Origin of the sequence: Romboutsia lituseburensis (genome assembly GCF_024723825.1) — a bacterium.
In the GTDB taxonomy this organism is placed as follows: domain Bacteria; phylum Bacillota; class Clostridia; order Peptostreptococcales; family Peptostreptococcaceae; genus Romboutsia_F; species Romboutsia_F lituseburensis_A.
The window spans coordinates 2,844,736-2,858,702 of record NZ_JANQBQ010000001.1; the positions used below are offsets into that span (position 1 = coordinate 2,844,736).

At 26.9% G+C, this 13,967-nt stretch carries 13 protein-coding genes; 10 read left to right on the forward strand and 3 right to left on the reverse strand.

Annotated features, from left to right (window positions below):
* Positions 1–46: 46 nt before the first annotated feature.
* The 7 genes from NWE74_RS13890 (at position 47) to NWE74_RS13920 (ending at position 7,631) form a co-directional block, all read left to right on the forward strand.
* On the forward strand, positions 47–1,246 hold the full coding sequence (locus NWE74_RS13890) for a MalY/PatB family protein (RefSeq protein ID WP_258243591.1): 1,200 nt from the start codon (positions 47–49) through the stop codon (positions 1,244–1,246).
* A 222-nt stretch (positions 1,247–1,468) separates the two neighbouring features.
* Entirely contained in the window at positions 1,469–2,284 is an 816-nt protein-coding gene (locus NWE74_RS13895) for a motility protein A (RefSeq protein WP_258243592.1), read from the forward strand.
* Positions 2,277–3,014, forward strand: a complete 738-nt coding sequence (locus tag NWE74_RS13900) for a flagellar motor protein MotB (protein ID WP_258243593.1) — start codon at positions 2,277–2,279, stop codon at positions 3,012–3,014. Before NWE74_RS13895 ends, NWE74_RS13900 begins: the two co-directional genes overlap by 8 nt.
* Before the next feature lie 179 nt (positions 3,015–3,193).
* Positions 3,194–3,910, forward strand: coding sequence for a YoaK family protein (locus tag NWE74_RS13905; protein WP_330666383.1), 717 nt, complete (start codon positions 3,194–3,196; stop codon positions 3,908–3,910).
* Between the two features lie 361 nt (positions 3,911–4,271).
* Positions 4,272–5,075: a hypothetical protein gene (locus tag NWE74_RS13910; protein ID WP_258243594.1), complete on the forward strand. Its 804-nt coding sequence runs from the start codon at positions 4,272–4,274 to the stop codon at positions 5,073–5,075.
* A gap of 11 nt (positions 5,076–5,086) precedes the next feature.
* Positions 5,087–6,217 (forward strand): ATP-binding protein, encoded by a 1,131-nt coding sequence (locus tag NWE74_RS13915; RefSeq protein ID WP_258243595.1) that lies wholly within the window; start codon positions 5,087–5,089, stop codon positions 6,215–6,217.
* 4 nt (positions 6,218–6,221) lie between these two features.
* A complete protein-coding gene (locus NWE74_RS13920) occupies positions 6,222–7,631 on the forward strand; it encodes a VWA-like domain-containing protein (protein WP_258243596.1) in 1,410 nt (469 codons plus the stop codon).
* A gap of 107 nt (positions 7,632–7,738) precedes the next feature.
* Here the strand turns inward: NWE74_RS13920 and NWE74_RS13925 are convergent, their stop codons facing one another.
* Positions 7,739–8,329 carry a bifunctional transcriptional activator/DNA repair enzyme AdaA gene (locus NWE74_RS13925; protein WP_258243597.1) on the reverse strand — a complete coding sequence of 197 codons (591 nt, stop codon included), beginning with the start codon at positions 8,327–8,329 and terminating at the stop codon, positions 7,739–7,741.
* The gene (locus tag NWE74_RS13930) at positions 8,295–8,951 is read right to left on the reverse strand and encodes a (Fe-S)-binding protein (protein ID WP_258243598.1); all 657 of its coding nucleotides are present in this window, start codon (positions 8,949–8,951) and stop codon (positions 8,295–8,297) included. The genes NWE74_RS13925 and NWE74_RS13930 overlap by 35 nt, the downstream gene beginning before the upstream one ends.
* 292 nt (positions 8,952–9,243) lie before the next feature.
* On the opposite strand from NWE74_RS13930, the gene NWE74_RS13935 reads away from it, so the two are divergent.
* Together NWE74_RS13935 and NWE74_RS13940 are read left to right on the forward strand one after the other, a co-directional pair.
* Positions 9,244–9,990: an ABC transporter ATP-binding protein gene (locus tag NWE74_RS13935; RefSeq protein ID WP_258243599.1), complete on the forward strand. Its 747-nt coding sequence runs from the start codon at positions 9,244–9,246 to the stop codon at positions 9,988–9,990.
* Positions 9,990–11,888 carry an ABC transporter permease gene (locus NWE74_RS13940; protein WP_258243600.1) on the forward strand — a complete coding sequence of 633 codons (1,899 nt, stop codon included), beginning with the start codon at positions 9,990–9,992 and terminating at the stop codon, positions 11,886–11,888. The genes NWE74_RS13935 and NWE74_RS13940 overlap by 1 nt, the downstream gene beginning before the upstream one ends.
* A gap of 115 nt (positions 11,889–12,003) precedes the next feature.
* On the opposite strand, the gene NWE74_RS13945 is transcribed toward NWE74_RS13940, so the two are convergent.
* A complete protein-coding gene (locus tag NWE74_RS13945; protein WP_258243601.1) occupies positions 12,004–12,825 on the reverse strand; it encodes a nitroreductase family protein in 822 nt (273 codons plus the stop codon).
* Positions 12,826–13,048: 223 nt separating this feature from the next.
* Here NWE74_RS13945 and NWE74_RS13950 point away from each other — a divergent pair, with 223 nt between their 5' ends.
* Entirely contained in the window at positions 13,049–13,942 is an 894-nt protein-coding gene (locus tag NWE74_RS13950) for a LysR family transcriptional regulator (protein WP_258243602.1), read from the forward strand.
* Positions 13,943–13,967 lie beyond the last annotated feature (25 nt).

The following is a 13,967-nucleotide window of genomic DNA, read 5'->3' on the forward strand; positions in this document are numbered from 1 at the left end:
ATATAGATATAAAAAATAGAGGCAATATAATTAAGGGGGAATTAAAATGAAATATAATTTTGATAAAATAGTAAATAGAATAAATAACAATTCTGCTAAGTGGAATGAGATGGAAAAGAACTTCGGTAAAAAGGACTTAATTCCAATGTGGATAGCTGATATGGATTTTGAAACAGCTCCAGAAATATTAGAAGAAATGAAAAATAAATTAGCTCAAAAAATATTTGGATATGTATCAAGACCAGATTCATATTATCAAAGTGCAATAGATTGGTCAAAAAAAAGATATAACTATGATATAGAACCTACATCAATAATACATTCACCTGGTGTAATTCCAACTATATCTATATTATTAAAGAATTTTGCTAAAAATACAGATAAAATAATGATACAAACGCCTGTATATCCACCTTTCGCAGGTACTGTTAAAAACAGTAACAAAACACTAATAGAAAATAAACTTATACAAGATGACAATGGAAATTGGAAAATTGACTTTGAAGATTTTGAGGATAAAGCTAAAGATGAAAACTTAAAGTGGTTTATATTATGTAATCCTCATAATCCAGTAGGAAGAGTATGGAAAAAAGAGGAACTACAAAAAATAGCAGATATATGCTTAAAGTATGACGTAAGAGTTATAGCAGATGAAATATGGAGAGACTTAGTTTATAGAGGACATGAGTTTACAGCATTTGCATCATTATCTAAAGAAGTAGAAAACATTACAATAACTTGTTTTTCAGCAACAAAAACATTTAACTTAGCAGGATTACAAGCGTCATTTGCAGTATTTCCAAGAAAAGACGAATTAGATTTATTTGATTCTAAACTGGGAGCGCTAGATATAAAAAGAAATAATCCATTTAGTTTAGTAGCTATGGAGGCTGCATTTAATAAAGGTGAAGAATGGTTAGATGAACTTGTAGAGTACTTAGAAGGAAATGTTGATTTTGTTATAGACTATGTAAAAAAAAATATACCAAAAGTAAAAATAATTAAGCCAGAAGGAACATATTTAGTATGGTTTGATTTTAGAGAATTAAATTTAAGCAACCAAGAAATATCAAAAGCTCTTATTGAGGAAGGAAAAGTTGCTTTAAATAATGGAACATCATTTGGAGATGTAGACTCTAAGTTCTTTAGAATGAATATAGCTTGCCCAAGATACATGGTACAAGATGCAATTGAAAGAGTGGATAAGGCTGTTAAACTACTTGAAAAAGACCCAGCTTTAATATAACTAAAGCTCATCAAATATAATATATACTATGATAGTATATACGTATGAAAAAGATCCTTAAATAAGGGTCTTTTTAATGTATATTTAGTAAATTCAATAAATGTATGTTAAAAAAATATAACATAAAAATCCCTTAACATATAAATAAAAAGGTCGATAATATAATCTAAGAATCTAAAAATGCTTTAAGATAAATTAATATAGAAGGAGGAACAAAAGATTATGTCTGGTTTAATTTTTTTAATACTAGGTTTTGTATTTTTAATAGTAGGTTTTTTAGGTGAAGGTGGACATGCAGCAGCACTTATATCATGGACTTCTTTTGTAATTGTTTTTGGAGGAACTTTTGGTTCTTTGGGAACATCTTTTACTCTGAAACAAATAAAAAATATAGGTAGAGTACTACGTGTAGCATTTACTAGAAAGTCAGCAGACTTAGTAGAGTTAATTGTTTATTTTAATCACGTGTTAGATAAAGCAAAAAAAGAAGGTTTCTTAAGTCTTGAATCTGAAATAGAAGAAAATGAAAATATGGATCCATTCATGAAAAAGGGACTTCAGTTAGTGGTGGATGGAGTACACCCTGATTATATCCGAAATATGTTAGAAATCGAATCAGAAATGAGTTTTAAGAGACATAAAACTTATGCATCTATGTTTGAATCAGCTGGAGGAACAGCACCTACTATGGGGATTGTAGGGACTGTATTAGGGCTGGTACATGTTCTTGGAGGATTAGCTAAAGCTGATATGAACGCATTAGGTGCTAGCATATCAGCTGCTTTCTTAGCTACACTTTATGGACTTGGTAGTGCAAACTTAATATTTCTTCCAATAGCAACTAGGCTTAAAAATTTAGCAAAGGATGAACAATTGCAAAAAGAAATAATAATAGAAGCTCTATCATTAGTACAAGAAAAGGTAAGCTCGACTAATTTAACAGATACACTTAAAAGTTTCTTAGATAGAAAAGATCAAGCGAAGTTGGACTCTAGATATCTTGAGAATTTAAATAAGGAGGGTGCTGACGTTGCATAAAAGGAAAAAACATGAGGAAGAAGAAGAGCATCAAAATCATGAACGTTGGTTACTTTCATATGCAGATTTTATAACATTATTAATGATTTTCTTTATAATAATGTATGCGATGAGTACTTTAGATCAAAAGAAATATGAGAAATTAACAACTGCTTTAAACCAAGCAATGGGCGATGGTACTGCTATTGCAGATACTGGTAGTAACATGGGCGGAGAAATAGGAAATGGATTATCTGAAGATGCTAAATTAAAAAAAGTAAAAGAAAACTTAGATAAATATTTAAAAGAAAATAATTTATCAGCAAGTGTTAGTACAACTATAGAAAAAAGAGGGTTAGTTGTTAGTTTTAAAGATTCTTTATTCTTTGATAGTGGTAAAGCTGAAGTAAGACCTGAACAAACTGATAAGTTAATTACAATAAGTAAAATTATAAATCAGTCTATAATAAGTGATAGTTATATAAGAATCGAAGGTCATACTGATTCTGTTCCTATGCACAATGAGATATTTAAATCGAACTGGGATTTATCAGTGATGAGAGCTAGTAATGTAGCTCAAATTTTAATTAATAAAGCAGGCGTAAAGCCGGAGCGATTATCTGCAACAGGATATGGAGAATATAGACCAAAGGTTGATAACAGCACGGCAGAAGGAAAGTCAACTAATAGAAGAGTAGATATAATAATTATGAACTCTCAATTTAATGAAGTTGAAAATAATAAAAAATAGAATAGATAGTATTAACTAAAGACCAAGTGGAATATAAATTCAACTTGGTTTTTTATAATAAAAAATAATTTATAGAAAAGGTTCTAAATTGAAAAAATATTCAACACTGCTATATAATATTAATAGTATATAAAATGGAGTGGCAAAATAATATTATATTGAAAGGAAGTATTATAAAGTTGGATACTAAAGGTGTAATGCAGAGATATAAGATAAAAGCACGTCTGAATAGTGTTACATCCGAATCCGTACATCTAGGGGTATTTCTTGCAATTGTTGGAGGATTTTTGGATGCATATACATTTGTAGGTAGAGGTGGAGTTTTTGCAAATGCTCAAACAGGGAATATTGTATTAGTGGGGGTAGAGATTTCCAAAGGTGATTTTGCACAAGCATTAATGTATGTACCACCTATTTTAGCTTTTATATTAGGCGTAATAGTTACTGAAATAATAAAGAAAAGGTCACCACTAATTTTAATAAGGGATTCAGCGCGTGTAATATTAATTATTGAAATCATATTACTTTTTATAATAGGTTTTTTACCTAAGACTGTTCCAGACAGTTTTGTTAATGTTGTAATTTCATTTGTATCTTCAGTACAAATATGTACATTTCGTAAGTTAGTTGACTCTCCATATAGCACAACAATGACTACAGGTAATTTAAGGACGGCTTCATATGAAGCTTATATTGCCATCACAAAAAAAAATCGTGAATCAGCTATAAGATCCATTCGATATTTTACAATTATTTTTTCATTTTTATTTGGAGCTTTTATAGGAGGTAGAGCGACTATATATATAGGAAATAAATCAATATGGATTGCAGCCTTTATATTAATTTTTTCTCTTATTTTATTTAGTATAGATGAGAGAATATGTAGTTCTATATAATTCTATTTTTAGAATGCAATTTAAAAAGTATATTACATAAATAAAGGGTATATATTTTTATTGATATGTACTCTTTATTTATGTACTTATTTATTTAAAAAATTTATTATTATAATGAAATTCTTATATTATTTATATCTATATGAATTTATTTTAAAATTTAATATTATTTTCCTTACAATTGTTAGTAATACATACTCTTAATACATTTGTTATATGAGTTTCTAATAAAAATTAGTTATTTTTATTAGAATTGGTATAATTATTATGTTTAAATTAGTTCAAAAAGTATATTAATTATAATAAGTAATAATTATATTTAAATAAAAATTAAAATTAATGATAAATAGGAAGGCATGTTATGGAAGAAGCAAAAATTATTCAAATGATAAAAAACAATCCTAATATTATATCGACAATAGATAATCCAACAGATGAGATGAAGATATTAGCTATAAATAAAAATGGACTTGTATTAGAATATATAGAAAATCCAACAGAAGAAATGAAAAATTTAGCTATAGAAAATAATGCTAGAGCTATTAAGTATATAAATAATCCAACAGAAGAAATGATGCTAAAGGCTATAAATGGTGGCTGGAGTATTTTAGAATATATTAAAAATCCAACGGATAAGGTAATAAAGTTAGCTCTAAATAAATCGGGATGGGCTATTCAATACGTAAAAAACCCAAACGAAGAGTTACAGCTATTAGCAGTAACAAATAACTATGATGCAATAAAATATATAAAAGAGCCATGTGAAAGTGTTCAACATCAAGCTGTAAAAATAAGTTATGATGCATTAAGATATATAAAATCACCTAAGTTTAGCACACAACTTAAAGCTGTAAAAGAGAATGAAGCGGCTATAAGCTTTATAAATGATTTAGATAAAGATAAAATAGTAGAATTTTTAAAGTCAAATATTTTAGTTATTAAATATGTTTCTAAAAAAATAACAAAAGAAGAAGTAGAAGATGCATTAAAACAAGTACTGTCAAAGGAAGATATTGAAGAAAAATATGTTAGAGATTACTTAAATTGTAGTACTATAGATAGAAAAAATGACACTATGACAATGGATAAAGTAATGTTTGTTTACAAGTATGGAAGTAAAAAAGCTAAAAAAATAGCTGTAGACGAAAAATTAAAGATGATATAGGAGATAATAATATGAATTTTATAGATACATTAAAGAGCGTTGACTTAGTATTATTAACAGGTGAAGTGCCTCTAGTAGTTGGACAGAGTGGAATCGGAAAAACAGCTTTAGCTAAAAAACTTGCTAAAGAAAATAAATGGAGTTTAATTGTTATTGATGGTAATTTACTTAAAGAAGGTGAAATAGGAGGTCTTCCAACTATAGAATCTTATGTAGGTGTTAACTCTAATGGTAGTCAAATCGAAAAGAAAACAACAGTTTATGCTGTTCATAATAAGTTAAAAGAAATCGATGAAGAAATATCTAAAGGAAATATAGTTTTATTATTTATAGATGAGATAAATCGTTGTGAACATACCGTGCAACAAGAACTTATGAACTTAATATTAAATAGAGAAATCAATGGATATAAGCTAAACGAAGATGTAAAAATATTAGCAGCAATGAATCCATCAAGCAAGTATGGATCAGACTTTGATTATCAAGTTGTTGATATGGATGCGGCTCAAGAAAATAGATTTGTATGGTTAAATATGGAGCCAGATTATACGCAATGGCTAAATTGGGCTATAAGTGTAGGAATTGAACAAAAAGTTGTAGAGTTTATATCAACTTTCCCGGAATACTTACACAAGATAAATGAAAGTGATGTATCTGCAACTCCAAGAAGTTATGAAAGAGTATCTAAAAGTTATAAAGTTTATAAAGAGCAAAAAGATTCAATACCAAGAGCTGTATTTTTAAATGTGCTAAAAGGTAATATTGGAAAAGTTATTGCAGAGGAATTTATTAGTTTTGTTGAATCAGAGGCTAGTCCATTAATATCTTATGAAGATGTATTTTTAGGTAAAACATTAAGTGATTCTACAATAGAAAAAGTAAAAAATGAAGGTCACACAAGACTTTATTTATCAGCAACAAATATTTTAAAGGCTTTAGAATCGAATATTAAAAATGATATTAATAACTCAAATTATTATATAAATAGATTTATTGAATTTTTAAAACTATATCCTGGAGATTTAATGGTAGGTATTATGAAAGATATTAAAAATAATTATATTCAAGTCTACAGATTAGCTATAGAGAATGAAGATTTTGTAGAAGCATATTTTCAAACTTATAGCTTAATAAGAGGATAATATTATGGAAAATTATTTTGAAAAACAAACAAAATATCTTTATGATAAAGCAAATGATGTTATAAATTCATATGATATGTTAAAAGCAAATCGAGCTGGCGAAAAACTTGAAATAGATGTACCACAAGATTTTAAAGATGAATTTTTTCACTTTGTAGATAAAGTTAATTTAAGCCTTATGGAAGAAAAAGATAATTTTTTTGGATATTTTTTATTTCAAATGGCAAGAGATATAAGATTTGATATAAGCAGCCCAACGGCTATAAGCTTTAAAGAAGCAAAGTATATTATATATTTTAATCCTATAATTTTTTTAAATCTTAATATCAGGCAAATGGAAAGTACAATTAAACATGAAATTTTACATGTAGTTTCGATGCATCTAGTAAGATCAAAAGAAATAAAAGGCAGATATAGTACCTTAGCAATTAATATGGCTATGGATATAGTAGTAAATAAATATTTAAATAATTTGCCACCATATGCAACTACATTAGAACAAGTAAATCTTGATTACTCTTTAAAGTTAGAGCCATATGAAACTTTTGAATATTATGTAGAAAAAATTCAAACAGAATTAGATTTAATGGAACCAGATGATGAAGGAGTAGAGGATGATAGTAATAACAATGGAGATATAGAGACGGAGTATAGCCCAGAAAAAACGCATGATATATGGGAAGATTACAATGAAATAGATGAGAGTACTCTTAAAGAATTTACAGAAAAATTTATTGATAGTGCCCACAAGGGGAGTATTCCATCTTATTTAGATAAATTAATATCACAACTTAAAAATAGTAAGGGAGAATTGCCTTGGAACTTGTATCTAAAAAGGCTAATGGGAACTATTGAAAGTAACAAAAAAAAGACTATAACAAGAAGAAATAGAAGACAGCCGAATAGACTAGATTTAAGAGGAGAACTTAGAGGTCATAAAGCACAAATAGCAGTTGCTATTGATATAAGTGGAAGTATTAGTGATGAAGAATTTAAACAAGCAATTAAGGAAGTACTTAGTATAGTTAAAAACTACAATCAAGAGATTACGATTATAGAATGTGATAATGAAATTAGACGCGTATATAAAGTAAGGTCAGTAAAAGATGTGAAAGATAGAATCAACATAAGAGGAGCAACTAAATTTGAACCTGTTTTTGAATATGCTAATAATAAAAAATTTAACTTATTGGTGTATTTTACAGATGGTAAAGGAGAGACAAATTTAAAAGTAAAGCCTAAAGGGTATAAAATTTTATGGGTGATTTCTGGAAGAGGAGATAAGCTTTCATTAAATGAGCCTTATGGAGCAGTTAAAAAACTTAGTAAAGTTGAAGTAAAAGAAGAAACAATAGACATGAGTGATGTTAGAGATGATGGATACTCAATGAACAATCAAGCCCCAATATTTTAATTATCTTTTATTAAAATACTAATCTGATTTATAGATACTATTAAAATAAAAAACACATTGATAACTTTATCAATGTGTTTTTTATTTTAAACAATGGTACTGTTAAATTATTTATTGTTTTGCATAATTTTTATAAATAACTTTGGGGAATATCCGGTTTCTTTCTTAAAGCTTGAATAAAAAGATGATACACTTCCAAACCCGCATTCAAATACACTTTCAATAATCTTTGAGCCTTCAAGTAACATAAGCTTGGATTTTTCAACTCTAACAAAACGTAAATATTGAGTTATTGTTTTTCCATAATAAATTAAGAAGAGCTTATTTAGATGATTTCTATTAATACCGAGGTCTTGTATTTCTCTTTCAAGCTCATCCGAATTTCTAAAATATATATCTATTAAATTTTTTGTTTTATATACTAAATCCTCAGATGGATTAAATTGCGAAAGATCAGGACGACATCTTTTACAAGGTCTATAACCGGCAGCTATAGCTTGATTTTTTGTATCAAAAAAGGTTACATTAACTCTTAATGGAGTTTTTGATTTGCATGATGGTCTACAGAAAATTTTTGTTGTTTTTACTGCATAAAAGAACTTACCATCACTATCTATATCATTTTCGATAATACGTTTCCATTTTTCTTCAGATGTCATGATATTAATGTGATTCAATATATTCTTGTAGCTGTTCATGCCATTGAACAGTGTCGTATATCTGAGGATCAGTTGATTCATTCATTAAAAGATCTATTAAATATCTAGGATTTTTACCGCCAATGTGCATTGACTTTATACAAGAAACACAATATACACAAACATCATCACAAGGCATAGAATTAGCTCTTTCATTCATTTTTTTATGGATGGTTTCTAATGGAAGTGCAGGATAAAGGCTATCTCCACAACATATTGAGTGTGATCCATAAAATTCAGTCTCAATAACTTCAATATTCATTTTTTTTAATAAACTACGTACAGCTTTGTGAACTCCTGATTTTTCTCTTATAGGACAAGCATCTTGAACAGAAACTTTTAGTCCTTTATAATCTGGATAATTAAATCCATCTAAACTATCGATTATCTCCCAGATAGATATTGTTGATATACCTTCATATAAGCTTCTAAAGCGTCTATCACATCCAGCACATACATTTATAATTAATGATTCTGGTTCAAGCTGAGGATCATGTTGACAGCAGATTTTATGAAGTTTAACTTCTCCATAGTTTTCATTTAAAAATTTTAAGATACGATTTTCCATATCAGGTTTGTAGATACTTAGAGCACAACCTGGATTAAAATATACTTTTTTCATAATGTGTTTTCTCCTATGCAAAATTAAATTTTATATGATTTATTTTTCCTATATTTCATTTTAACATTAGATAAATTTAAAAATCTTCTTGATTTTAAACTTTTAATTTCTTATTGTGAAATTTAGCTAAATTATATATTTTTAATTAAATATATCAATCTTACAAAAATGTAATGCTAGTGAAAGGCAAATCAATATAAATAAAAAATAAAAAATGATACCATTAGTAATATAAATTTATCTAGCAATGAAATAGAGTATGTACTCACATAAAATAAAAGGAGATTAATATATGGAGCTATTAAAAATAAATAACTTATCTAAAGTTTATACAGGTAAAGTATCACATACAGCTTTAAAAAATATAAATTTAACTATAAATAAAGGAGATTTTGTAGCAGTAATGGGACCCAGTGGTAGTGGTAAATCAACATTATTGAATGTAATATCTACAATAGATAAACCAACAAGTGGTGAAGTAATAATAAACTCTATAAATCCACATAAGTTAAAGGGCCAAGAGCTATCAAAATTTAGAAGAAATGAGTTAGGATTTGTATTTCAAAACTTTAATTTATTAGACACATTAACTATAAATGAAAATATAGTATTGCCGTTAACACTTGAAGGTGTATCTATAGATAAGATGAATAAAAAAGTAATAGAAGTTGCTAAGAATTTAGGTATAGAAAGCATACTAAATAAGAGAACTTTTGAAATATCAGGTGGTCAAGCTCAAAGGACAGCAGTTGCAAGAGGGATAATAAATACCCCTTCTATATTACTAGCTGATGAACCTACAGGAAATTTAGATTCAAAAGCTACTGATGATGTTATGGATATATTTACAAAATTAAATAATGAAAAGAATGTAACTACTCTTATGGTCACACATGAACCGTATACTGCAAGTTTTTGTAAAAAAGTAATATTTATAAAAGATGGAGAAGTTTATAAAGAACTAAATAAAAGTACAAATAAAGAAGAATTTTATGAACAGATACTATCTGTACTGTTTCATATTGGAGGTGGTAGATAGTGGATTTTAAGAAGTTTGCATACAATAGTGTGACAAGAAATTTTAAATATTATTTAGGATACTATTTTAGTTGTACAGTATCGGTAATGTTATTTTTTATGTTCGCTATGTCTGCCTTTCGTCCTGCTGTAGCAAATATGGGAATCGAATCAAATAGTGCTATGGGGATTGCACTTACATTCACAGAATCGATAATTACATGTTTTTCTTTGTTGTTTATTATTTATTCATTAGGAACCTTCGTTAAAAGTAGATATAGAGAATTAGGAACACTTATGATTCTAGGGATGTCTGACAAACAGTTTAAGAAGCTTCTTTTACTAGAAAATTTAATAATAGGATTAATATCTATAATATCAGGAATTGTATTAGGATTTTTACTTGCTAAGCCATTTTTAATGTTAATAAGTGACTTATTTGAAGTAAATGCAACTAGTTTATATATTCCTACGATTCCAATATTGTTAACTTCAATAGTATTTATTATTTTATTTACTATAACAAGCCCAGTAATTATAAAAGTTATAAAAAATAAAGATATAATTGAATTATTAAATGGAGATAAAAAACCTAAAAAAGAGCCTAATGCCTCAATTATATTAAGCATATTAAGTATTATATTAGTATTAGGTGGATATATAGCAATAATATTACAAGTAGAAGATGTTGAACTATTAATTTTTGCATCCCTAACAATAGGAACTTATATATTTTTCACTCAATTTAGTGTGTTATTCTTTAAGAAATTAAAAGAGAATAAAAAACTTTATTTAAACAAAACTAATGTGCTATGGATAAGTAATATGGTATATAAAGTTAAAGATAATTCAAGACTATTATTTTTAACTAGTATTTTATTATCAATAACACTAGTATCAATAAGTGCATTATCATCTTCTGTACAAAGTCAGCTAGAGCAATCAAAAGAGGGATTTCCATTTGCTGTTTTTTATATGAGTAGTGAAGATAATAAAATTAAAGATTTACAAGTTAGCTTAATTGAAAATACATTAAAAGAAAATAAATATAAATATGAAAAAACTAGTTATGATGTTTTATATTTTTCAGATAGAACTTATGTAATTAGCACATCTGAATTTAATAAAGTGGGGGATGTGTTAGGTTATGAGAAGCTAAACGTAAGTGAAAATGAAGCAATCAGAGTACCTAGAGGAAGATCTAAAACGTTAGAAACACATACATTTAATATAGTAAATAAAGACTTAGTTATAGCAGGTAATGCGTCTGGTCCATTACTTTCAGAAGGATACTATAATGACATGGTTGTTGTTAGTGATAATTTATATAATAAATTAAAAAATGATAATAGTTATAAAGTATGGACAGGATATGGGTATAATTATAATGGGTGGGAAGATAGTTTTAATACAATTAATAAATTAGATGAACAAAGAAAACTTAAGTCTGATAAAGTTTATGGTGAATATGAAAAATTTGATTATGAGATGTTTTCTAACTTACCAGATGTTTATAATATAGAACTAATATCTTCAAAAATTATGTTATTTATAGGAACATTTGTAGGTATTATATTCTTTATAGGAAGTTGTAGTTTCTTATATTTTAGATTCTATACAGATTTAATATTTGATAAGGAAAAATACAAAAATTTATTAAAATTAGGATTGTCTTATAACGAAATGAAGAGAGTTTTAAATATAGAAATAGGATCTATATTCTTTATTCCATATATTATAGCAACTTTAAATTCTATTTTTGCTTTAGGGATTATTAAATATGGATTTGATGTTCCAGTAGGGATAAAAGGTTTAATAGTACCAGTACTATTCTTTGTAATATACTTTATGTATTTTATAGTATTAAAAATGAAATATATAAAATCTATAGCTAAAGAAATACCAAGCTACTTAGATTAATCAAATTTTTCTTAATCAAAGCATATGATAATCTGTAGTTATAGCATCTTGAGAATAAATATATTATTAAAACTTGTAAAAATGCACATTGATAAATATCAATGTGCATTTTTAATTATTTCCAAGAAATTTGAGCATCTTTTCTAGGAGTAGTTCTTTGATATTTAACGCTAGGATATCCAATGACCATACAAGTTACAATTTTTTGATTTTCATCTAATCCTAAGAAGTTCATAATTTTTTTGTTGCCTTCAGCAGCTTTTGTGAAAAATCCACTAAAGAATGTACCAAGACCTAATGCATTAGTCATAAGTTCCATATTTGAAGAAGCTAAACTAGCATTTATAGGATTATCTGAAACTACAAGAATTATAGCTGGAGCATTAAAGAATAAACTATCTCTACCAGTTGGATTTGATTTAAATTCTTCATACATTCTTACCCACATTTGTGCATATCTTTTATATTTCATTGTTTCAGGTGTTAAATTGGCAAGCATATAATTACCCATATCACTTAATCTTTCTAAAGACATTTCTTTAAGCTTTTCTATATTGTCTTTAACAACTACATAAGATACATCTTGAGAATTTGTTGCTGTTTGAGTAAATCTGCCAGCCTCTATAATTTTAGTAAGCTTTTCTATTTCTACATCTTGAGTTTTAAAATGTCTTACACTTCTTCTAAATTTAATGAAGTTCAATAAATTATCGGGATCAATAGAGAAATCGTCATTATTATAGTTTTTTACTTCATCCATATTATAGTCATCAGTTGATACTGCATTTTTAGGACAAATAGCTATACAGTGACCACATTTAAAACAAGCGATATTATTAATGTTAGCTTTTCCATCTATAAGCTCTATATCTCTTACAATGCAATCCTTAACACACAAAGAACAACCTATACAAAGGTCTTTATTAACTTTCATCATAACTAATACTCCTTTTATTTTTATTTATATATTAGATTTTAATTTCTATTTCTGCAATTTAATAAATTTGATATACTAATAAGTAAAATTCATAATTAAATGTAAAAATATTTATTGTGAATGATAGTAATTATAGCATCTTTGTAAAAAAGATGTCTAATTGAAAAAAATCATATATCAATAACTTTTAGTTATAGGTTTATTTTATAAATAGGAGGATACAATGAATTTACAGCAACTAGAATATTTCAAAGTAATCGCTGAAACTGAAAATTTTACTACAGCATCTAAGTTATTATTAGTTACTCAGCCTGCATTAAGTAAATCCATATCAAAGCTAGAAGAAGAATTAAATGTTCCTTTATTTGAAAAAAGAGGAAGAAATGTAAAATTAACTAGATATGGAAAAATATTTTTGGTTCATGCAGAGAGAGCATTATTGGAAATTGGAAAAGGAATAAAAGAATTAGATGAGATGGCTAGTGAGAACATAGACAAAATATCCATATCATCTACATCTAGAGTGGGGGCTTACTTTATGAATTTTATAATTAGTGATTTTCTAAATGAGAATCCTAATACAAAATTTCAGTTTAATCAACAATCTATAACAGAGATAATAGATGATTTAAAAACTAGAAAAATTGATATCGGATTTTATGATAATCACACCGAACCAATTTTAGATAGTAGTATAGAATGTGTTCCAATAAAAAAAGAAAAATATGTGCTTATAGTTCCCAAAAATCATGAGCTATCAGCTAAAAAAGAAATATCACTAAAGGATTTAGAAGATGAGTCCTTTATTGCATTTTGTGAAAGTAGTAAAGATAAGATACTTTCATATACAGATATGTTAGGTTATACACCTAAAATATCAATTGAGCCTAAAGGAGCAAATATAGGAAGTGTAGTTGAGGGATTAGTTTCTGCAGGAGCAGGCATATCTATAGTTCCAAATTCTCCGACCATCAATACAAATTTATTATCAAAAATAAATATAAAGGAACCTATCAAAGAAAGAATAATCTATATGAGTTACTTAAAAAGTGAATATGTATCTACTATAATAAAATCATTTAGAGATTATATATTAAAACATATTGAAAATAATTAGATGATGATAATTTATAAAATACAAA

What these genes read in the sequence shown, in the direction of transcription:
- NWE74_RS13895 (WP_258243592.1), top strand. Translation starts at nt 1,469, where the DNA reads ATGTCTGGTTTAATTTTTTTAATACTAGGTTTTGTATTTTTAATAGTA.
- NWE74_RS13930 (WP_258243598.1), bottom strand. Translation starts at nt 8,951, where the DNA reads ATGAAAAAAGTATATTTTAATCCAGGTTGTGCTCTAAGTATCTACAAA.
- NWE74_RS13925 (WP_258243597.1), bottom strand. Translation starts at nt 8,329, where the DNA reads ATGAACAGCTACAAGAATATATTGAATCACATTAATATCATGACATCT.
- NWE74_RS13910 (WP_258243594.1), top strand. Translation starts at nt 4,272, where the DNA reads ATGGAAGAAGCAAAAATTATTCAAATGATAAAAAACAATCCTAATATT.
- NWE74_RS13935 (WP_258243599.1), top strand. Translation starts at nt 9,244, where the DNA reads ATGGAGCTATTAAAAATAAATAACTTATCTAAAGTTTATACAGGTAAA.
- NWE74_RS13945 (WP_258243601.1), bottom strand. Translation starts at nt 12,825, where the DNA reads ATGATGAAAGTTAATAAAGACCTTTGTATAGGTTGTTCTTTGTGTGTT.
- NWE74_RS13920 (WP_258243596.1), top strand. Translation starts at nt 6,222, where the DNA reads ATGGAAAATTATTTTGAAAAACAAACAAAATATCTTTATGATAAAGCA.
- NWE74_RS13915 (WP_258243595.1), top strand. Translation starts at nt 5,087, where the DNA reads ATGAATTTTATAGATACATTAAAGAGCGTTGACTTAGTATTATTAACA.
- NWE74_RS13950 (WP_258243602.1), top strand. Translation starts at nt 13,049, where the DNA reads ATGAATTTACAGCAACTAGAATATTTCAAAGTAATCGCTGAAACTGAA.
- NWE74_RS13890 (WP_258243591.1), top strand. Translation starts at nt 47, where the DNA reads ATGAAATATAATTTTGATAAAATAGTAAATAGAATAAATAACAATTCT.